General features: G+C 70.8%; 19 protein-coding genes and 1 tRNA gene. 16 read left to right on the top strand and 4 right to left on the bottom strand.

All coding sequences use genetic code 11. From position 1 onward, the window contains the following. The 3 genes from ABD366_RS14900 to ABD366_RS14890 form a co-directional block, all read left to right on the top strand. Positions 1 to 1,611 (top strand): exo-rhamnogalacturonan lyase family protein (locus ABD366_RS14900; RefSeq protein ID WP_486388816.1); only part of this gene is annotated, 1,611 nt, incomplete at its 5' end. Between the two features lie 52 nt (positions 1,612 to 1,663). After that, complete coding sequence (locus ABD366_RS14895) at positions 1,664 to 2,119, top strand: SRPBCC family protein (protein ID WP_324771500.1); 456 nt, start codon at positions 1,664 to 1,666, stop codon at positions 2,117 to 2,119. 39 nt (positions 2,120 to 2,158) lie between these two features. Then, positions 2,159 to 2,230: transfer RNA gene (locus ABD366_RS14890), tRNA-Val, on the top strand. A 75-nt stretch (positions 2,231 to 2,305) separates the two neighbouring features. Here the strand turns inward: ABD366_RS14890 and ABD366_RS14885 are convergent. Further along, entirely contained in the window at positions 2,306 to 3,031 is a 726-nt protein-coding gene (locus ABD366_RS14885) for a 3'-5' exonuclease (protein ID WP_324771501.1), read from the bottom strand. 213 nt (positions 3,032 to 3,244) lie between these two features. Between ABD366_RS14885 and ABD366_RS14880 the strand changes: the two genes are divergently transcribed. The 3 genes from ABD366_RS14880 (at position 3,245) to thrS (ending at position 7,178) form a co-directional block, all read left to right on the top strand. Then, positions 3,245 to 3,811: a DUF4365 domain-containing protein gene (locus ABD366_RS14880; protein ID WP_324771502.1), complete on the top strand. Its 567-nt coding sequence runs from the start codon at positions 3,245 to 3,247 to the stop codon at positions 3,809 to 3,811. A 50-nt stretch (positions 3,812 to 3,861) separates the two neighbouring features. Next, positions 3,862 to 5,079, top strand: coding sequence for a hypothetical protein (locus ABD366_RS14875; RefSeq protein WP_324771503.1), 1,218 nt, complete (start codon positions 3,862 to 3,864; stop codon positions 5,077 to 5,079). A 122-nt stretch (positions 5,080 to 5,201) separates the two neighbouring features. Then, on the top strand, positions 5,202 to 7,178 hold the full coding sequence (gene thrS, locus ABD366_RS14870) for a threonine--tRNA ligase (RefSeq protein ID WP_324771504.1): 1,977 nt from the start codon (positions 5,202 to 5,204) through the stop codon (positions 7,176 to 7,178). A gap of 32 nt (positions 7,179 to 7,210) precedes the next feature. On the opposite strand, the gene ABD366_RS14865 is transcribed toward thrS, so the two are convergent. Beyond that, positions 7,211 to 7,894 (bottom strand): potassium channel family protein, encoded by a 684-nt coding sequence (locus ABD366_RS14865; RefSeq protein WP_324771505.1) that lies wholly within the window; start codon positions 7,892 to 7,894, stop codon positions 7,211 to 7,213. 67 nt (positions 7,895 to 7,961) lie between these two features. Here ABD366_RS14865 and ABD366_RS14860 point away from each other — a divergent pair, with 67 nt between their 5' ends. After that, on the top strand, positions 7,962 to 8,525 hold the full coding sequence (locus ABD366_RS14860; RefSeq protein ID WP_324771506.1) for an HIT family protein: 564 nt from the start codon (positions 7,962 to 7,964) through the stop codon (positions 8,523 to 8,525). Between the two features lie 80 nt (positions 8,526 to 8,605). On the opposite strand, the gene ABD366_RS14855 is transcribed toward ABD366_RS14860, so the two are convergent. Together ABD366_RS14855 and ABD366_RS14850 are read right to left on the bottom strand one after the other, a co-directional pair. After that, positions 8,606 to 10,354 (bottom strand): hypothetical protein, encoded by a 1,749-nt coding sequence (locus ABD366_RS14855; RefSeq protein ID WP_324771507.1) that lies wholly within the window; start codon positions 10,352 to 10,354, stop codon positions 8,606 to 8,608. A 172-nt stretch (positions 10,355 to 10,526) separates the two neighbouring features. After that, positions 10,527 to 12,743 carry an elongation factor G-like protein EF-G2 gene (locus ABD366_RS14850; protein WP_324771508.1) on the bottom strand — a complete coding sequence of 739 codons (2,217 nt, stop codon included), beginning with the start codon at positions 12,741 to 12,743 and terminating at the stop codon, positions 10,527 to 10,529. Between the two features lie 258 nt (positions 12,744 to 13,001). On the opposite strand from ABD366_RS14850, the gene pgsA reads away from it, so the two are divergent. From pgsA to ruvA, 9 genes are all read left to right on the top strand, one after another. Beyond that, positions 13,002 to 13,664 (top strand): phosphatidylinositol phosphate synthase, encoded by a 663-nt coding sequence (gene pgsA, locus ABD366_RS14845; protein ID WP_324771509.1) that lies wholly within the window; start codon positions 13,002 to 13,004, stop codon positions 13,662 to 13,664. Continuing rightward, a complete protein-coding gene (locus ABD366_RS14840; RefSeq protein ID WP_324771510.1) occupies positions 13,661 to 14,575 on the top strand; it encodes a phosphatidylinositol mannoside acyltransferase in 915 nt (304 codons plus the stop codon). The genes pgsA and ABD366_RS14840 overlap by 4 nt, the downstream gene beginning before the upstream one ends. Beyond that, positions 14,572 to 15,756, top strand: coding sequence for a glycosyltransferase family 4 protein (locus tag ABD366_RS14835; protein ID WP_324771511.1), 1,185 nt, complete (start codon positions 14,572 to 14,574; stop codon positions 15,754 to 15,756). Before ABD366_RS14840 ends, ABD366_RS14835 begins: the two co-directional genes overlap by 4 nt. 376 nt (positions 15,757 to 16,132) lie before the next feature. Next, a complete protein-coding gene (locus ABD366_RS14830) occupies positions 16,133 to 16,678 on the top strand; it encodes a LemA family protein (protein ID WP_324771512.1) in 546 nt (181 codons plus the stop codon). Between the two features lie 239 nt (positions 16,679 to 16,917). Next, positions 16,918 to 17,766, top strand: coding sequence for a pyridoxal 5'-phosphate synthase lyase subunit PdxS (gene pdxS / locus ABD366_RS14825; RefSeq protein ID WP_324771537.1), 849 nt, complete (start codon positions 16,918 to 16,920; stop codon positions 17,764 to 17,766). Between the two features lie 5 nt (positions 17,767 to 17,771). Then, positions 17,772 to 18,380 (top strand): pyridoxal 5'-phosphate synthase glutaminase subunit PdxT, encoded by a 609-nt coding sequence (gene pdxT, locus ABD366_RS14820; RefSeq protein ID WP_324771513.1) that lies wholly within the window; start codon positions 17,772 to 17,774, stop codon positions 18,378 to 18,380. Between the two features lie 47 nt (positions 18,381 to 18,427). Next, positions 18,428 to 19,180, top strand: a complete 753-nt coding sequence (locus ABD366_RS14815; protein ID WP_324771514.1) for a YebC/PmpR family DNA-binding transcriptional regulator — start codon at positions 18,428 to 18,430, stop codon at positions 19,178 to 19,180. Positions 19,181 to 19,304: 124 nt separating this feature from the next. Beyond that, a complete protein-coding gene (gene ruvC / locus ABD366_RS14810) occupies positions 19,305 to 19,853 on the top strand; it encodes a crossover junction endodeoxyribonuclease RuvC (protein ID WP_324771515.1) in 549 nt (182 codons plus the stop codon). Then, a complete protein-coding gene (ruvA, locus tag ABD366_RS14805) occupies positions 19,850 to 20,461 on the top strand; it encodes a Holliday junction branch migration protein RuvA (RefSeq protein ID WP_324771516.1) in 612 nt (203 codons plus the stop codon). Before ruvC ends, ruvA begins: the two co-directional genes overlap by 4 nt. Positions 20,462 to 20,500: the final 39 nt, after the last annotated feature.

Genomic DNA, 20,500 nt, shown 5'->3' with positions numbered 1-20,500 from the left:
CGGGCCAGCGGATTCGGCTACGTCGGCGGCCCCAGCGGCGGCTTCTCCTTCGGCCTGCGCGACTTCTGGGAGAAGCACCCGGCGGGCCTCGACATCCGCGACGCGCACACCGACGAGGCCGAGGTCACCCTCTGGCTCTGGTCGCCCGAGGCCCAGCCGATGGACCTGCGCTTCTACCACGACGGCATGGGCCAGGACACGTTCGCGGAGCAGCTCGAAGGCCTCAACATCACCTACGAGGACTACGAGCCCGAATTCGGCACCCCGTACGGCATCGCCCGCACCAGCGAGCTGCTGTTCTGGGCCGACGCGGCGACGCCGACGCCCGAGGTCCTCGCCCAGCAGGTCGAGGCCGTGCGCGTCCTGCCGCAGCTCACCGCACCGCCCAAGCAGCTCATCGAGGCCGGCGTCTTCGGTCCCGGGCTCTACTCCGAACCCGACCGCTCCACCCCCGCCAAGGCCAAGATCGAGGACCACCTCGACTTCCTCTTCACCTATTACAAGGACCAGGTGGAGATGCGGCGCTGGTACGGCTTCTGGGACTACGGCGACGTGATGCACTCCTACGACCCCGTGCGCCACCAGTGGCGCTACGACGTCGGCGGCTACGCCTGGGACAACTCCGAACTCTCGCCCGACCTGTGGCTCTGGTTCGCCTACCTGCGCAGCGGCCGCGCCGACATCTTCCGCTTCGCCGAGGCCATGACCCGCCACACCGGCGAGGTCGACGTCTACCACCTCGGAAAGTGGGCCGGACTCGGCACCCGCCACGGCGTCCAGCACTACGCCGACTCCGCGAAACAGCAGCGCATCGCCAACACCACGTACCGCCGCTACTACTACTTCCTCACCGGCGACGAACGCGTCGGCGACCTCATGCACGCCAACGTCGACTCCGACGAGACGTTCCTCGTCCTGGACCCGCAGCGCAAGGTCCGCCCCGACCCCGACTACGAGCCCGACCCGCACGCCCTGTCCATCGGCTTCGGCACCGACTGGAGCGGCCTCGTCTCGGCCTGGCTGACCGAGTGGGAGCGGCGCGGACCCAAATGGGAGAAGGCCAAGGCGCGGGTCCTGTCGACGATGGAGACCATCGCCGCCCAGCCCAACGGGTTCGTCCAGGGCAGCGGACTCTACGACCTCGACACCGGAAAGTTCGCGATCGCCGACGAACCGGTCGTCGGCGTCTCCCACCTCTCGGCGGTCTTCGGCCTCAACGAACTGTGCGCGGAACTCATCGACCTCGTCGACATGCCGAAGTTCGAAGAGGCGTACTACGACTACTGCCGCTACTTCAACGCCACCAAGACGGAACAGGCCGCACGCTACGGGACCAACTTCGGCTCCCTGCTGCTCTTCCAGGGGCACTCACGGCTCGACGCGTACGCGGCCGTGCGGACCGGGGACGCCAAGCTGGCGGCCCGCGCCTGGGAGAAGTTCTACAAGAGCGACGGCTACACCGAGTCCTCACCCTGGAAGACGGAGAAGGTCGGCGGCCCGGTCATCCTGGTCGCGGGCACCGAGGCGAACTGGGTCTACACCAACGACACCGCCCTGTACGGCCTCGCCGCCATCGAGAACCTCGCCCTGGTCGGGGACAAAATGCCCTGACACATCGGGGTGACGCCCTCCGAAGGGCACATTCCGCGGGCAGACTCGGTCCATGGACTTCCAAGCCCTGAGCCGTTACCGCTTCCGCAGCGTCTGGGAGCTGCCCGCACCACCGGCCGCCGTGTACACGGTCCTGGAGCGGGCCGACGACTACCCGCGGTGGTGGCCGCAGGTGCGCTCGGTGACGTCGCTGGACGAGACCAGCGGCGTCGCCGTCTTCCGGTCCTTCCTGCCCTACCAGCTCACGGTCACGGCCCGCGAGGAACGGCGCGACCCGGCCGCCGGGATCCTGGAGATCGCCATGAGCGGTGACCTCGCCGGCTGGGCACGCTGGACGCTGACCGCCCGGGGCAGCGGCACACGCGCGGTCTACGACCAGGAGGTCGAGGTACGCAAAGCCCTGATGCGCCGCTTCGCCCTCCTGGGCAGGCCCGTGTTCGTCGCCAACCACGCCTGGATGATGCGCGGCGGACAGCGGGGTCTGCGCGCCCACCTGCAACCGGTTTGAACACAGGCCGCCGCGCCCTGTAGTGTTCAACCCGTTCCCGGGCGATTAGCTCAGTGGGAGAGCGCTTCGTTCACACCGAAGAGGTCACTGGTTCGAACCCAGTATCGCCCACCCCGGGAAAGCCGGTCCGTCGGAAGACGGGCCGGTTTTTCGTTTCTGCATGTCGGGCCCCCAGCGGGGGAACGATCAGGCCGCCGCCGGAAGTTCCGGTCGCAGGGGCCACGACGGATCGACCACCTCTGGATTGCCGCTGCGGGCGAACCACGCCTGGAGGCCGCGCGCCTGCGCCGCATGCCAGAACGCCTGAAGGGTGTGCAGCTCGGTCGCGGAGAGCCGTTCCAGGCGGCTCGCGAAACGCCGCCCGACCGCGCGGACCACGTCGAGCGCCGCCTGCGCGTCCGCGGCGGCGTCGTGCGCCTCCGCCAGCTCCACCTCGTAGTGCGCGCACAGATCCGTCAGCGTGCGGCGGCCCTTGCGATAGCGGTCCAGATGCTTGTCGAGGACCCGCGGGTCCAGGACGCACAGCGGCGCACCCTCCAGATAGCGGTCCAGCGACGAAGCACGGTGCCGCTTCAACTCGCGGTCCAGCATGGTCAGATCGAACGGCGCGTTCATGATCACCAGCGGTCGGCCGGCCGCGGCCTGGTCCGCCAGCGCGTAACCTATCTCCTCCATCACGGGCGACGGCCAACGACCGTTGCGCTGCAGGTGGATGTCGGTCAGACCGTGCACCTCCGTCGCCCCGAGGGGCACCGGCACCCCCGGATTCACCAGCCAGCGCGTCACCCGCGGCCGCGTACCCGGCGCGTCCTGCACCACGATCGCCGCCGACACGATGCGGTCGCTCTCCACGTCCACACCGGTCGTCTCCGTGTCGAAGGCGGCAAGTGGGCCTTCGTACCAGCACGTCATGTCAATGCAACTCCCTGTTCACATCCGGCAGATGACGTCCCGTCGATTTGCGCCCGCTGCCCCTTCGGGTGATACCCGGGCCGTTTGCGTCATACGCGGAGCGGTGACAACACAGTCAGGAGTCATGGCAGTTCAGCGGGGTGCCATTGACCTGTCCTCGATCAAACTCTTGCTTCCCGCGAGGATTCACCGTCCGGAAAGGCCAGTTGCACCATGGCGCTCGCGCAGCCCGAACAGGGCGGGCTGCTGCCCGAGCGGAACGCACCGCCGCGCGGCTCACTCGCCACGACCGCCTGCATGGAGACACTCCAGGTGGGCTACCTGCACGCCGTGGCCGCGGCCGCCGGATGCTCGCTCTCGCAGCCCTTCCCCGACAACGGCATCGACTGGCACGTCAGCCACAGCGCCCCCGGGCACACGGTCGACGACGAGGTCACCATCAAGGTGCAGCTCAAAGCGACGTACCAGATCCCGCCGAACCCGCCGGGGCCGTCCTTCTCCTTCACGCTCGACAACGCACACCTGGAGAAACTCGCCAGGACCCCGGTGTCGGTGCACAAGATCCTCGTCGTGATGCTCGTGCCGCGCTCCCAGGACGACTGGCTGCGCGCCGGACACGACCGGCTCGACCTGCGGCACTGCTGCTACTGGACCAACCTCGCCGGCCAGCCGGTCACGGGCCGGCGCAGGACCACCGTGCGCGTCCCGACCACGCGGATCTTCGACGACCGCGCGCTGTGCGAAATCATGACCCGCGTCGGGACGGGCGGGCGGCCCTGACGGGACGCCGGCCGCCGACCGACCCGGCGGGCCCGGAAGGGAGTTACGAGATGGACCACCGCTCGAGCGACGAGCCCGTACGTTCCCTCGGCGCGGTCCGCGCCCACCCCGTCGACCTCGCGGGCCCCGAGCCGGGACAGGTCGACCCGGCCGTCCTCAGCGCCCTGCTCGAGAGGCACGGCTGGCGGCGCCGCGGCGGCGCCGCGGGACGGTACGCACGCTGGACACGGCCCGGCCCCGGAACCCGGACGAGCCTGCTCGTACCGGAGAGCCCGGACTTCCCGGACAGCGAGGAGTTGCTCGGCGAGGCGCTGACCGCGCTGGAGCGCAGCGGCACCCCGTCCGCCCGCGAGATCCTCGTCGCGCTCGCCGTGCCCAGCGACGAGATCCGCTGGTGGCGGGACGGGCCCGAGAGCGCGGCCGGCGCCTCCACCTGGACCGCGGAGGAACAACTGCGCTCCGCCGCGCGCGGAATGCTGCTCGCCGGGGCCCTCGCCGCGCGCGGTCGCGCCGGGTACTACGGGGCCCGGCACCGGCGGCCCGCCGCCGCGGCCCTGGAGAACGTGCTGGTGCAGACGGCGCCCGGCGGCCACCGGCTCACCGCGTTCGTGCCCGTCGCCACCGGCCGCCCCCTCGCCGTCCGCCTCCACCAGGCGCTCTACGCGGTACGCGAGGCCATCGACTACCGGCGCGCCACCGGCGGCATGGACGCCTTCGACGGCGCGGTCGAGGCGGGCGTCAGCCAGGAGCTGACCGAGGCGCTCGTCGCGCTGGTGCGCGGCACCGAGGGCGCGCGGGTCGGCGTCGCCTGGGCGCCCGCCGCCGGGGTGCCCGAGGAGTGCACGGACGGGGACGCGCCCGTCGAGTTCTCACCCGGAGACCTGGACGTGCTGCGCGCGGCCGGTGCCCGCTACCGGCACGCCGAACCCGCCGTCCCCGTCCGCGTCACCGGCACAGTCGTCCGTATGCGCAGGTCGGGGCCGTGCGGCGAGGGGACGGTACGGCTCCAGGTCATCGCGGGCGCCGAGGTCCCCTACGTTCGCGTCACGCTCGACGAAGAGGCCTACCGGACCGCGGGCCACGCCCACCTCGTCGGCCTGCCGATCCGCGTGCACGGGCGGCTGCAGAGCAGAGGCGGCTTCCGGCGCCTCACCGACGCCGGGGACGTCGTACCCGTACAGGTGGAGGAGGCCGAGCGGGACCGGCTGATGAAGTCCCTCCAGGAGAATCTGGACTTCTTCGAGGAGGCCTGCGCGGGGGAGGAGTAGCCGGCCCCGCGTCCCGGGGCGGGAACAACCGCTTCGCGAGTGGGTCCGGTGACTCGGTACGATCCTTAATGCGCGCGTCACAGGTAATGGCGTGGCGTACCCCCTTCAGGCAGGAGAGACCGGTGTCAGACGTCCGTGTAGTCATCCAACGCGATTCCGAGCGGGACGAGCGCGTGGTGACGACGGGCACTACGGCCGCCGAGCTCTTCGCCGGTGAGCGCAGCATCGTCGCGGCCCGTGTGGGCGGTGAGCTGAAGGACCTCGCCTACGTGGTGGCCGACGGCGAGACCGTCGAACCCGTCGAGATCTCCTCCGAGGACGGTCTCAACATCCTGCGGCACTCCACCGCGCACGTCATGGCGCAGGCCGTCCAGGAGCTGTTCCCCGAGGCCAAGCTCGGCATCGGCCCGCCCATCAAGGACGGCTTCTACTACGACTTCGACGTCAAGGAGCCGTTCACCCCCGAGGACGTCAAGCGCATCGAGAAGAAGATGCAGGAGATCCAGAAGCGGGGTCAGCGCTTCTCGCGCCGTGTCGTCACCGACGAGGACGCCCGCGCGGAGCTCGCCGACGAGCCGTACAAGCTGGAACTCATCGGCATCAAGGGCGCCGCGTCCAGCGACGACGGCGCGGACGTCGAGGTGGGCGGCGGCGAGCTGACCATCTACGACAACCTCGACGCCAAGACCGGCGAGCTGTGCTGGAAGGACCTCTGCCGCGGCCCGCACCTGCCGAGCACCCGGAACATCCCGGCGTTCAAGCTGATGCGCAACGCCGCCGCTTACTGGCGCGGCAGCGAGAAGAACCCGATGCTCCAGCGCATCTACGGCACCGCCTGGCCCACCAAGGACGAGCTCAAGGCGCACCTGGAGTTCCTCGCCGAGGCCGAGAAGCGCGACCACCGCAAGCTCGGCAACGAGCTGGACCTGTTCTCCATCCCGGAGCAGATCGGCTCCGGCCTCGCCGTCTTCCACCCCAAGGGCGGCATCATCCGCCGGGTCATGGAGGACTACTCGCGGCGCCGCCACGAGGAGGAGGGGTACGAGTTCGTCTACACCCCGCACGCCACGAAGGGGAAGCTCTTCGAGACCTCGGGCCACCTGGACTGGTACGCCGACGGCATGTACCCGCCCATGCAGCTCGACGAGGGCGTGGACTACTACCTCAAGCCCATGAACTGCCCGATGCACAACCTGATCTTCGATGCGCGCGGGCGTTCCTACCGCGAACTGCCGCTGCGCCTCTTCGAGTTCGGCACGGTGTACCGGTACGAGAAGTCGGGCGTCGTGCACGGCCTGACCCGCGCGCGCGGCTTCACCCAGGACGACGCGCACATCTACTGCACCCGCGAGCAGATGGCGGACGAACTCGACAAGACGCTCACCTTCGTCCTGAACCTGCTGCGCGACTATGGCCTGACCGACTTCTACCTGGAGCTGTCCACCAAGGACCCGGAGAAGTTCGTCGGCTCCGACGAGGCGTGGGAGGAGGCCACCGAGACGCTGCGGCAGGTGGCCGAGAAGCAGGGCCTCCCGCTGGTCCCGGACCCGGGCGGCGCCGCGTTCTACGGCCCGAAGATCTCCGTCCAGGCCAAGGACGCCATCGGCCGCACCTGGCAGATGTCGACCGTGCAGCTCGACTTCAACCTGCCGGAGCGCTTCGACCTGGAGTACACCGGGCCGGACGGCGCCAAGCAGCGCCCCGTCATGATCCACCGTGCGCTGTTCGGCTCCATCGAGCGGTTCTTCGCGGTGCTCCTGGAGCACTACGCGGGCGCCTTCCCGGCGTGGCTCGCGCCCGTCCAGGCGGTCGGCATCCCGATCGGGGACGCGCACGTGGAGTACCTCCAGAAGTTCGCCGCCGAGGCGAAGAAGAAGGGGCTGCGCGTCGAGGTCGACTCGTCCTCGGACCGGATGCAGAAGAAGATCCGCAACCAGCAGAAGGCCAAGGTGCCGTTCATGGTCATCGCGGGCGACGAGGACATGAACGCCGGATCGGTGTCCTTCCGCTACCGCGACGGCTCGCAGGAGAACGGCATCCCGGTCGAGGAGGCCATCGCGAAGATCGCGAAGGTCGTCGAGGAGCGCGCACAGGTCTGACGTGCGCCGCCGTAGGTAGTCTGCGCGCGCCGTCAGTCGTCGTCACGGCGAGAGGCCTCCGGGGAGTCCCCCGGGGGCCTCTCGCCTTCCCGGGCGAAGACCTGGATGAGCCACGACGAGAACGAGCCCGTGACCGCCCCGAGCAGGGCAAGGCCGCAGGCCATCACGCCCACCGTCACGAGCCGGCCGAGCGGGGTCACCGGGGCCAGGTCGCCGTAGCCCACCGTGGACAGGGTCGTGCAGGTGAACCACACCGAGTCGCCGTACGTGACGATGTCCGCGCCCGGCGCCGCGTGCTCCTGCTGGTACAGGGCGAGCGACCCCGCGAAGCCGAGCAGCGTCACCGAGACACCCGCGTACGCGATCACCCGCGCGTGCAGGGCGAGCCGCGGCCGGTCGCGGTGGTGCTGCACGGTCTCGTAGGTCTGCACGATCCGCACAGGGCGCAGGAGCGGCAGCAGCATGACCAGGGTGTCCAGCGGGTGGGTGCGCAGGAAGCGCGGGAGGCGCTGCCCGCTCAGCCGCAGACGCACCACGTAGTCCACGACGAACACGGCCCATGCCGCGAGCAGCACGGCCAGGCACAGGGCCCGGACCGGTTCGGGCAGGCCGTGGCCGAGGACCCTGACCGCGTACGACGTGAGGAAGAGCAGGGACGCCACGGTGAGGGCGGTGCCGTTGCGCTGCTCCCAGCGGGCGAGGGGGCTGTCGGTCATCCGGACAGCATCGCCCCTGCCGGGCGGGGGCGACACCCGCCGACACGCCACGGCGAGGTGACGCCATATGCTGCACTTCATGACGAGTGAGCCGGAGCAGCGAAGCGGTCCTGTGGGTGAACCGGACGGGTTCGGGCGGCTGTGGACCCCGCACCGCATCGCGTACATCCAAGGTGAGGGCAAGCCGACGGGCCCCGGTGCCGAAGACGGCTGTCCCTTCTGTACCGCTCCCGGCGCATCGGACGAGGACGCCCTGATCGTGGCGCGCGGCGAGCACGTCTTCGCGATCCTCAACCTGTACCCGTACAACGGCGGGCACATGATGGTGCTGCCCTACCGGCACGTCGCCGACTACACGGATCTCGACGAGGCGGAGACCGCCGAGCTGGCCGCGTTCACCAAGCTCGCCATGACCGCGCTGCGCTCCGCGTCCGGGGCGCACGGCTTCAACATCGGCATGAACCAGGGCGCCGCCGCCGGCGCCGGTATCGCCGCCCACCTGCACCAGCACATCGTCCCGCGGTGGGGCGGCGACACGAACTTCATGCCGGTCGTCGGCCACACGAAGGTGCTGCCGCAGCTGCTCGGTGACACGCGCACGGCCCTGGCGAAGGCCTGGCCGGACGCCTGACCCGCCTGACCCGCCGCCGGGTTCGCGTGCCCCCGGCGGCGTTCGCGTGACCCGGCCGGACTCGCGTGACCCGGCCGGACCTACGCGTCGTACACGTCGGCCTTGCGCGGTGCCGGGTCCTGGACCAGGCCGCTGAGCACGCCCGAGCGGTTGCCGAACTTCTCCGTGTCGACGCCGTGGTCGGCCAGGACCGCGATCGCCGCGGCGTGCACCACGCGCAGCACCGGGGTCGCCGTGCGCAGCGCGTCGTCGGCCATGAACCGGTGGCGCCAGGGCTGGTCCGCCCAGGCGTGCCGCAGGCCGAACGGCTCGGGCAGGACGATCTTGCCGCCCAGGTGGTCCAGTATCGGCGGGTACCAGGTGAAGGGGGCACGGACCGCGACCCGGACGGCCTCGTCCGCGTCGATGAGCGGCAGCGTCTTGGTGGTGGTCTCCCAGAACCGTATCGACTTGGCGACTTCTTTGGTCTTCGGGTCGGGCTTCGACGTGAACAGGGAGTTGACCGGGCCGAGAGCGTGCCCCGTCACCTCGATGCGCAGCGTCTCGTGCAGCACGGTCACCGTGATCATCATGGTGATCACCAACTGGCCGTCCCAGAGCGTGAACTGCACGCCCAGATAGTGCCGGTCGCCGCTGCCGAACTGCTGCTCGTTACAGATCCGCTGTATCTCGTGCTGCCTGATCTGGAACGCGTCGACGTCCTCGCCCGAGGGACGGGCCACGGCCTTCGCGTTCTCCCCGATCGGGGTGACGATCCAGTCCTTCACCGAGGGCGGGGTGAACCCGCCCGTGTGCAGCGGGCCCCGCTGCAGCAGCCGGAGCTGGTCCTGGATCGCCCGGATGACGTCCCAGCTGCGGAACGGGTGGATCTCCTTGCCCGGCTCGGCCGACACCAGATCCTCGGCGAGCTGCCAGCTGCCCCAGCGGGTGCCCATGCCCAGGATGCCCTTGGGGCCCGCGTAGAAGACCGAGTTCGACTGCTGCTCCGCGCTGAGCCTGGCCAGGCTCTGGCGCAGCTGCTCGGCCGCGGTCTCGCCGGGGCTGCCCGGTACGGCCTCCGGGATCTTCGCGCCGATGCCGCCGCCGGAGAGCAGCGCGTCCCACCGGTCGCGCAGGTCCTTCGCGGTGCGCTCGCAGATCCGCTTCGCCCACAGGGCGCCGATGACCGGGGCCACGAACGAGGCCCGCAGATACCACGCCCAGAACCCGTCGAAGGGGAGCTTGATGAGCAGGATGACGATGACGATGCCGACGACGGCCATGATCGCCGTCGCCACGGCGGCCCGGCCGCGCGCCGCCCGCTCTCTCTTCTTCGCCTCGGCCATCTCCTTGGTGGACTTGCCCTCGGCCTCCTTGACCATCTTCTCGGCCGTCTCGACCCGGGCGTTGTTCGTCCGGCGGATCTGGAACGCGGCCAGCCACACGAGGAATCCGGGCAGGAAGAGGAAGCCGAACACGACCGTGATGATGGTCAGCAGGAAGTCGCGCTCGCGCCGGATCCGGTTGGCCGCCAGACAGTGCTCGACGACGACCTGCGGCTCCGTGCCGAACGACTGGATGAGCGGCTTGCGCCCGCCGCCCAGCATCCGCACCTGCACCGCCCGGGAGAACGCCTCACCGAGATTGGGTGCGAACAGCGACCACCTGCCCGCTTTCGCCTCGGTCTTGTGCCACTCGTTGTTGGCGTCCTCTATCTTCGAGGCTCTGTCGTCGCGGTACGCGGCCGACGCGATGGCGAAGGTCGCGGCGGTCTGCCCCGCCGAGCCCTGCAACGGGACCTGCGCCCCGGGCCTGAAATCGAATGCATCGTCAGCCACTGCCGCCCCCATCACCGCACCGCACGCCATCGCTGCTGCGGCTTTTCCCGACTTCCGCGCCCCGCACACCTGTTGATCGTCTGATCGTCCTGATCCATCCGATCGTGCACCAGCGTAACGGCCGCCACCGACATCCACCCGGACAAGGCGGATGTCGGTGGCTCCGGGAGACGGCGGGGTCCAACTAGGGCGTCTTCTGCGCCTGTTCCCGGATCCTGTCGCTCAGCTGCGGCGGCATCGGCTCGTGCCGCGCGTAGCCGCGGTCGAACCGGGCCGTGCCGTGCGACAGCGACCGCAGGTCCACCGCGTACCGCCCGATCTCGATCTCCGGCACCTCCGCCCGTACGAGGGTGCGCCCGCCCGGCGCCTGCTCGGTCCCGACGACGCGTCCGCGGCGCCCCGACAGATCGCTCATCACGGCGCCCACATAGTCGTCCCCGACCAGCACCTGCACCTCGGCCACCGGCTCCAGGAGGTGGATCTTCGCGTCGGCCGCCGCCTCGCGCAGCGCGAGCGCGCCCGCCGTCTGGAACGCCGCGTCGGAGGAGTCCACCGAGTGCGCCTTGCCGTCGAGCAGCGTCACCCGCACGTCGATGAGCGGATACCCGGCAGCGACCCCCCGCGCCGCCTGCGCGCGTACGCCCTTCTCGACGGACGGGATGAACTGCCGCGGCACCGCGCCGCCGACGACCCTGTCCACGAACTCGATGCCGGACCCGCCGGGCAGCGGCTCCACCTCGATCTCGCAGATCGCGAACTGCCCGTGGCCACCGGACTGCTTCACGTGCCGGCCGCGCCCCGCGGACTTCCCCGCGAACGTCTCCCGTAGGGAGACCTTGTGCCCGATGACGTCGACCTGCACCCCGTACCGGCTGCGCAGCCGCTCCAGGGCCACGTCCGCGTGCGCCTCGCCCAGGCACCACAGCACCACTTGATGCGTGTCCTGGTTCTGTTCGAGCCGCATCGTCGGGTCCTCCGCGACGAGCCGCGCAAGCCCCTGCGACAGCTTGTCCTCGTCCGCCTTGCTGTGCGCCTGGATGGCGAGCGGCAACAGCGGGTCCGGCAGGTCCCACGACGCCATCAGGAGCGGGTCGTCCCGCGCCGACAGGGTGTCGCCGGTCTCCGCCCGGTTCAGCTTCGCCACGCACGCCAGATCGCCGGCGATGCAGTGGGTGAGCGTGCGCTGCTGCTTGCCGAACGGGGCCGACAGCGCGCCGATCCGCTCGTCCGACTCGTGCAGGGCGCGGTCCTCGTGCACACGGTCCGAGAGCCCGTGCCCGGACACGTGCACCGTCTCGTCCGGCCGCAGGGTGCCCGAGAAGACCCGTACCAGCGAGACCCGGCCCACGTACGGGTCGGACGCGGTCTTCACCACCTCCGCCACCAACGGGCCGTCCGGATCGCAGACCCCGACCGTCCGTGCGTTGCCGCCGGGCGTGCTCACCTCGGGCGCCTCGCGCTCCAGCGGTGAGGGGAAACCGCCCGTGATCAGTTCCAGGAGCTCGACCGTGCCGAGGCCCTGCCGCGCGCCCTCCGCCGCGTGGGCAGCGGCGAGGACGGGATGGAAGACACCGCGCGCGACGGCCCGCTCCAGATCCTCGACCAGCGTCTTGATGTCGATGTCGGCGTCGGCCAGATAGCGGTCCATGAGGGTCTCGTCCTCGCTCTCCGCGATGATCCCCTCGATGAGCCGGTTACGGGCCTCCTCGATCGCGGCCAGCTGGTCCGCACCGGGCTCGGACTCCTTGCGTTCGCCCGACGCGTAGTCGTACAGGCGCTGCGAGATGAGACCGACCAGACCCGTCACGGGCGCGTGCCCGTCCAGGCCCTGCACGCCGCGCAGCGGCAGGTACAGCGGGAGCACGGCGTCGGGGTCGTCGCCCCCGAAGACCCGCGCGCAGATCCGTGTCATCTCCTCGAAGTCTGACCGCGCCGCCTCCAGGTGCGTGATGACGATCGCCCGCGGCATGCCGACGGCGGCGCACTCCTCCCACACCATGCGGGTCGCACCGGCCATGGTCTCCGGGCTCTCCGCCGCCGAGACGACGAAAAGGGCCGCGTCCGCCGCTCGCAGACCGGCCCTCAACTCCCCGACGAAATCCGCGTAGCCGGGGGTGTCCAGCAGATTGATCTTGTAGCCGCCCCATTCCACCGGGACGAGCGAGAGCTGGACCGAGCGCTGCTGGCGGTGCTCGATCTCGTCGTAGTCGGAGAGGCTGGTGCCGTCCTCGACCCGGCCCGCCCGGTTCACCGCCCCCGCGGTCAGCGCGAGGGCCTCCACCAGAGTCGTCTTGCCCGATCCGCTGTGGCCGACCAGCACCACATTCCGTACGGACGCGGGATGGTCGGCCGTCGCTGCCCTGCCGGCGGCTCCGGGGTGTCCGTTCGCCTTGTCGCCCATGCCTTGCCTCCCGGTTGTTGCACGGTGAGGTGGTTCCTGTGGGACGTGAACAATGCGGACACGCGAATCCGCGTGCGGAGGCGGCTTCGGCGACGCCCGCGGTGGCATCGAGCTTTCCACTCCGGTCACGGTGCGTCCATACGTCGTACGCGAGTCCACGCGCGCGTGGTGGCCCGGCGGTCGTTCCCGTGCGCGCCTGGCTACGATGGGCCAGCCGGTGGCCAGAGGGGTCACGCGGCACCGACCCTCGGGAAGGCCATGCTGAACAAGTACGCGCGTGCATTCTTCACGCGTGTCCTCACACCGTTCGCCGCGTTTCTCATCCGTCGCGGGGTCAGCCCCGACACGGTCACGTTCCTCGGCACTGCCGGAGTCGTGGCGGGAGCGCTGGTCTTCTACCCGCGCGGAGAGCTCTTCTGGGGCACGGTCGTCATCACGCTGTTCGTCTTCTCGGACCTCGTGGACGGCAACATGGCGCGCCAGCTCGGCCGCTCCAGCCGCTGGGGCGCGTTCCTCGACTCCACGCTCGACCGGGTCGCCGACAGCGCCATCTTCGGCGGCCTGGCCCTGTGGTACGCGGGTTCGGGCAACGACAACGTCCTGTGCGCCGTCTCGATCTTCTGTCTCGCCAGTGGCCAGGTCGTCTCCTATACGAAGGCGCGCGGTGAGGCGATCGGTCTGCCCGTCGCCGTCAACGGCCTGGTGGAGCGCGCCGAACGCCTCGTCATCTCGCTGGTCGCGGCCGGCTTCGCGGGCCTGCACAAGTTCGGCGTGCCCGGCATTCAGTACCTGCTGCCGGTCGCCCTGTGGATCGTCGCCGTGGGCAGCCTCGTCACGCTGATCCAGCGCGTGGTGACCGTCCGTCGTGAATCCGCGGAGGCCGACGCCGCTGCCGCCGCCCAGGAGGAGACCGCCTCGTGAGCGGCGCCCAGGAGCGGGTGACGGACTCGCTGTACGGGCTCGGCTGGGCCACGGTCAAGAAGCTCCCCGAACCGGTCGCGCAGCGCTTGGGCAGGACCATCGCCGACACCGTGTGGAAGCGGCGCGGCAAGGGCGTGCTCCGCCTGGAGGCGAACCTCGCGCGTGTGGTCCCCGACGCGACCCCGCAGAAGCTCGCCGAACTCTCCAAGGCGGGCATGCGCTCCTACCTGCGCTACTGGATGGAGTCCTTCCGGCTCCCCGCCTGGAGCAGGCAGCGCATCAAGGACAGCTTCGCGGGCCAGGACCTGCACCACCTCACCGAAGGTCTGGCCGCGGGCAAGGGCGTCGTTCTCGCCCTGCCCCACATGGGCAACTACGACCTCGCGGGCGCCTGGGTCACCACCAAGCTGGAGACCCCGTTCACGACGGTCGCCGAGCGCCTCAAGCCCGAGACCCTGTACGACCGTTTCGTCGCGTACCGCGAGGGCCTCGGTATGGAGGTGCTGCCGCACACCGGCGGCTCCGCCTTCGGGACCCTGGCCCGCCGGCTGCGCGCGGGCGGTCTCGTCTGTCTGGTCGCCGACCGCGATCTGTCGTCCTCGGGCGTCGAGGTCAAGTTCTTCGGCGAGACGACGCGGATGCCGGCCGGTCCCGCGATGCTCGCCCAGCACACGGGCGCGTTGCTCCTGCCCGTCACTCTCTGGTACGACTCCTCGTCGGTCATGCGGGGCCGCGTCCATCCGCCCGTCGACGTACCGGAGACAGGTACGCGGGCGGAGAAGACGTCCGTCATGACACAGGCGCTGGCCGATGCCTTCGCCACAGGGATCGCGGACCATCCGGAGGACTGGCACATGCTGCAACGTCTGTGGCTCGCTGACCTGGAGCATTTTGAGGAGCGGTCCGCGTGAGGATCGGAATCGTCTGCCCGTACTCCTGGGACGTGCCGGGCGGCGTCCAGTTCCACATCCGTGATCTGGCGGAGCACCTCATCGCCCTGGGGCACGAGGTGTCCGTCCTCGCCCCGGCGGACGACGAGACCCCGCTGCCGCCGTACGTCGTATCGGCGGGCCGCGCGGTCCCGGTGCCCTACAACGGCTCGGTCGCGCGGCTGAACTTCGGCTTTCTGAGCGCGGCGCGGGTACGTCGCTGGCTGCACGACGGCGCGTTCGACGTGATCCACATCCACGAACCGGCGTCGCCCTCGCTCGGCCTGCTCACGTGCTGGGCGGCGCAGGGGCCGATCGTCGCGACCTTCCACACCTCCAACCCGCGCTCGCGCGCCATGATCGCCGCGTATCCGATCCTGCAGCCCGCCCTGGAGAAGATCAGCGCGCGCATCGCGGTCAGCGAGTACGCGCGCCGCACCCTCGTCGAACACCTGGGCGGCGACGCGGTGGTCATCCCGAACGGGGTCGATGTCGACTTCTTCGCGCGGGCCGAGCCCAAGGCGGAGTGGCGGAGCGGGCCCACGGCCGAGGCGCGGGGCGGCACGATCGGCTTCATCGGGCGCATCGACGAGCCCCGCAAGGGACTGCCGGTCCTGATGAAGGCGCTGCCGAAGATCCTCGCGGAGCGGCCTGAGACCCGGCTGCTCGTGGCCGGGCGGGGCGACGAGGAGGAGGCCGTCGCCTCCCTGCCCAAGGAGATGCGCGAGCGCGTCGAGTTCCTCGGCATGGTCAGCGACGTGGACAAGGCGCGGCTGCTGCGCAGCGTCGATGTGTACGTCGCCCCGAACACCGGCGGCGAGAGCTTCGGGATCATCCTCGTCGAGGCGATGTCGGCGGGCGCCCCGGTGCTCGCCGCCGACCTGGACGCCTTCGCCCAGGTCCTCGACCAGGGGGCGGCCGGCGAGCTCTTCACGAACGAGGACGCGGACGCGCTGGCCGGTGCGGCGCTGCGCCTCCTCGCCGACCCCGAGCGCCGGACCGAGCTGCGCGAACGCGGCAGCAAACACGTCCGCCGCTTCGACTGGTCGACCGTCGGCGCCGACATCCTCTCGGTCTACGAGACGGTGACGCACGGCGCGACGGTGGTCGCGGCGGACGAACGCACGGGGCTACGAGCACGATTTGGCCTGGCCAGGGACTGAACGGGGTCCCGGGGCGGCCCGGCCCGGGGGTTGAGCGGGGTTCGGGACCGCCGGGGCTGAGGGTTGAGCGGGGTCCGGGGCGGCCGGGCCCGGGGGCCTGAACGGGGTCCGGGCCGGGGCCGAGTCGGACCCGTGGGTTGCCGGGCCAGGGCCTGAGCCGGACCCGGGGTCGCCGGGGCCAGGGGCCGAGTCAGACCCGGGGTCGCCGGGGGCCGCGCGGGATCCAGAGCGGTCCGGACCGTGGCGGGCGTGGGCGGGCCGGTCCACAGGGGCCGAGCCTCGCGCCGGCCGGTCCAGGGGCGAGCGGGCGCAGGGCCGCGCTGCGCCACCGGTGCGGGCGTGGGGCCCTGCTTCGCCACCGGTAACGTTGCCGCCCGTGACCGCCACCCTGATCTGGATCGCCGTAGCCCTCTTCGCGATCGGCCTCTACCTGAGCTGGACCGCGGGGCGCCTCGACCGGCTGCACGCCCGGATCGACGCGGCCCGCGCCGCCCTGGACGCCCAACTCCTGCGCCGCGCCTCCGTCGCCCAGGAACTGGCCACCTCCGGCGTCCTCGACCCGGCCGCGTCGATCGTGCTCTACGAGGCCGCGCACGCCGCCCGCCAGGCCGAGGAGGAACACCGCGAGGTCGCCGAGAGCGAGCTCAGCCAGGCCCTCAGAGCGGTCTTCGGAGAGGCCGCCCAGGTCGAGATCGTCCGGGCGGCCCCCGGCGGCGAGGAGGCCGCCGAGGAACTGGCCCAGGCGGTGCGCCGCGTCCCCATGGCCCGTCGCTTCCACAACGACGCCGTCCGCGCGGCCCGCGCGCTGCGCGGCAACCGCAAGGTGCGCTGGTTCCGGCTGGCCGGCCACGCCCCTTTCCCGCTGGCCTTCGAGATGGACGACGAGCCCCCGGCGGCAGTCGCCGACCGCGCCACCCCCTAGGGCCACGCCGGCAGATACGTCGGCAGACTTCCCGGCAGACGCGTCAGCGGACGCGGGCCGACGCCAAAAGGAGCCACCGGCTACCTATTGGCTCTTGTAGTGGCCTGGTCCCCGGAGGTTTCCTCGGAGCTGCATCCAGCCTTCGTCACCGAGTGAGGTCACCCGTGTCCAGCAGCGCCCCGCAGCCCGCCGCAATTTCCGAAGCCCCGGCCACCGGCACCGCCCGCGTCAAGCGCGGCATGGCCGAGCAGCTCAAGGGCGGCGTCATCATGGACGTGGTCAACGCCGAGCAGGCGAAGATCGCCGAGGACGCGGGCGCCGTCGCCGTCATGGCCCTGGAGCGGGTCCCGGCCGACATCCGCAAGGACGGCGGCGTGGCCCGGATGTCCGACCCGAACATGATCGAAGAGATCATCGGCGCCGTCTCCATCCCGGTCATGGCCAAGTCCCGCATCGGCCACTTCGTCGAGGCCCAGGTGCTCCAGTCCCTCGGCGTCGACTACATCGACGAGTCCGAGGTCCTGACCCCGGCCGACGAGGTCAACCACAGCGACAAGTTCGCCTTCACCACCCCCTTCGTCTGTGGTGCCACCAACCTGGGCGAAGCCCTGCGCCGCATCGCCGAGGGCGCGGCCATGATCCGCTCCAAGGGCGAGGCCGGCACCGGCAACGTCGTCGAGGCCGTCCGCCACCTGCGCCAGATCAAGAACGAGATCGCCCGCCTGCGCGGCTTCGACAACAACGAGCTGTACGCCGCCGCCAAGGACCTGCGCGCCCCGTACGAGCTGGTCAAGGAGGTCTCCGAGCTGGGCAAGCTGCCGGTGGTCCTCTTCTCCGCCGGTGGCGTCGCGACCCCGGCCGACGCCGCGCTCATGCGCCAGCTCGGCGCCGAGGGCGTCTTCGTCGGCTCCGGCATCTTCAAGTCGGGCGACCCGGCCGCGCGCGCCGCCGCCATCGTGAAGGCCACCACCTTCTACGACGACCCCAAGATCATCGCGGACGCGTCCCGCAACCTCGGCGAGGCCATGGTCGGCATCAACTGCGACACCCTGCCCGAGGCCGAGCGCTACGCGAACCGGGGCTGGTAGCCCTCATGAGCGCCACCCCCGTCATCGGCGTCCTCGCTCTCCAGGGCGACGTACGGGAGCACCTCATCGCCCTGGCCACGGCCGACGCCGTGGCCAGGCCGGTGCGGCGCCCCGAAGAACTGGCCGAGGTCGACGGCCTGGTCATCCCCGGCGGCGAGTCGACCACCATCTCCAAACTGGCCGAGCTGTTCGGTCTGATGGAGCCCCTACGCGCGCGCGTGCGCGCCGGTCTGCCCGTCTACGGCACCTGCGCCGGAATGATCATGCTGGCCGACAAGATCCTCGACCCGCGCTCGGGCCAGGAGACCCTCGGCGGCATCGACATGATCGTGCGCCGTAACGCCTTCGGGCGACAGAACGAGTCCTTCGAAGCGGCGGTCGACGTACGCGGCGTGGAGGGCGATCCTGTGGAGGGCGTCTTCATCCGCGCCCCCTGGGTGGAGTCCGTGGGCGCGGCGGTGGAGGTGCTCGCCGAGCACGAAGGGCACATCGTCGCCGTTCGCCAGGGCAACGCGCTCGCGACGTCCTTCCACCCCGAGCTCACGGGAGACCACCGGATCCACGGTCTGTTCGTCGACATGGTGCGGGCGAAGGACGCTGCGGGTTCCTTGTAGGATCGCTGCGTTCGTACTGAGGTTGGTTACGCGAAGGAGACAGGCAGATGTCCGGCCACTCTAAATGGGCTACGACGAAGCACAAGAAGGCCGTGATCGACGCCAAGCGCGGCAAGCTCTTCGCGAAGATGATCAAGAACATCGAGGTCGCGGCCCGCACGGGCGGCGCCGACATCTCGGGTAACCCGACCCTCTTCGACGCCATCCAGAAGGCCAAGAAGAGCTCGGTCCCGAACAAGAACATCGACTCCGCGGTCAAGCGCGGCGCCGGTCTCGAAGCCGGTGGCGCCGACTACGAGACGATCATGTACGAGGGCTACGGCCCGAACGGGGTCGCGGTGCTCATCGAGTGCCTCACCGACAACCGCAACCGCGCCGCCTCCGACGTCCGTGTCGCCATGACCCGCAACGGCGGCAACATGGCGGACCCGGGTTCGGTGGCGTACCTCTTCCACCGCAAGGGTGTCGTTGTCGTCCCCAAGGGTGAGCTGTCCGAGGACGACGTCCTGGGCGCCGTGCTCGACGCGGGCGCCGAGGAGGTCAACGACCTGGGCGAGTCCTTCGAGGTGCTCTCGGAGGCCACCGACCTGGTCGCGGTCCGCACCGCCCTCCAGGACGCCGGCATCGACTACGACTCGGCCGACGCCAACTTCGTCCCGACCATGCAGGTCGAGCTGGACGAGGACGGCGCCCGCAAGATCTTCAAGCTGATCGACGCCCTCGAGGACAGCGACGACGTGCAGAACGTCTTCGCCAACTTCGACGTCTCCGACGAGGTCATGGAGAAGGTCGACGCCTGAGGCGTCCGTGACGCCTGACACGGCATCAGCGGGGGGCCGACGGGACACACACCCCGTCGGCCCGCCGCTTTGTCAGTGGCACCCGATAGCCTGCAGGAACAGGCGAGCGAAGTGGGGGCGAGGCGTGCGAGTGCTGGGCGTGGACCCGGGGCTGACCCGGTGCGGTGTCGGCGTGGTCGAGGGGATCGCGGGCCGGCCCCTGACGATGCACGGAGTCGGCGTCGTACGCACGCCCCCGGACGCCGAGTTGGGCCTGCGCCTCGTCGCCATCGAGCAGGGCATCGAGCGGTGGCTCGACGAGTACGAGCCCGAACTGCTCGCCGTGGAGCGGGTGTTCAGCCAGCACAATGTGCGCACGGTCATGGGGACCGCCCAGGCCAGCGCCGTCGCCATGCTGTGCGCCGCCCGCCGAGGCCTCCCCGTCGCCCTGCACACGCCCAGCGAGGTCAAGGCCGCCGTCACCGGCAGCGGCCGCGCCGACAAGGCCCAGGTCGGCGCCATGGTGACCCGGCTCCTGCGGCTCGACGCGCCGCCCAAACCGGCCGACGCCGCCGACGCGCTCGCCCTCGCCATCTGCCACATCTGGCGCGCCCCCGCGCAGAACAGACTCCAGCAAGCCGTAGCACTGCACGCGGCACACGCATCCAAAGCACTGAAAGGCCGTACCGCATGATCGCCTTCGTCAGCGGCTCCGTCGCCGCCCTCGCCCCCGACGCCGCGGTGGTCGAGGTCGGCGGGGTCGGCATGGCCGTCCAGTGCACGCCGAACACGCTGTCCACGCTCCGCCTCGGGCAGCCGGCCAAGCTCGCCACCTCCCTCGTCGTCCGGGAGGACTCGCTCACCCTGTACGGCTTCGCGGACGACGACGAGAAGCAGACGTTCGAGCTGTTGCAGACCGCCAGTGGCGTCGGCCCGCGTCTCGCGCAGGCCATGCTCGCCGTGCACAGCCCCGACGCCCTGCGCCGCGCCGTCTCCACCGGCGACGAGAAGTCCCTCACCGCCGTCCCCGGCATCGGCAAGAAGGGCGCCCAGAAGCTGCTCCTGGAGCTGAAGGACCGCCTCGGCGAGCCGCTCGGGACCGGCGGCCCCGCCATCGGCACCGCCGTCACCAGCGGCTGGCGCGACCAGCTGCACGCCGCGCTCATCGGCCTCGGCTACGCGACCCGTGAGGCCGACGAGGCGGTCACGGCGGTCGCCCCGCAGGCCGAGGCGGCCGAGGGCACGCCACAGGTGGGACAGCTCCTCAAGGCGGCCTTGCAGACCCTGAACCGCACCCGCTAGCCGACAGCCATACCGCCCGACTTCGAACCCGCAACGCGA

Source organism: Streptomyces kunmingensis, assembly GCF_039533535.1.
GTDB classification, from domain to species: domain Bacteria; phylum Actinomycetota; class Actinomycetes; order Streptomycetales; family Streptomycetaceae; genus Streptomyces; species Streptomyces kunmingensis.
This window is presented reverse-complemented; position numbering and strand designations above follow the sequence as displayed.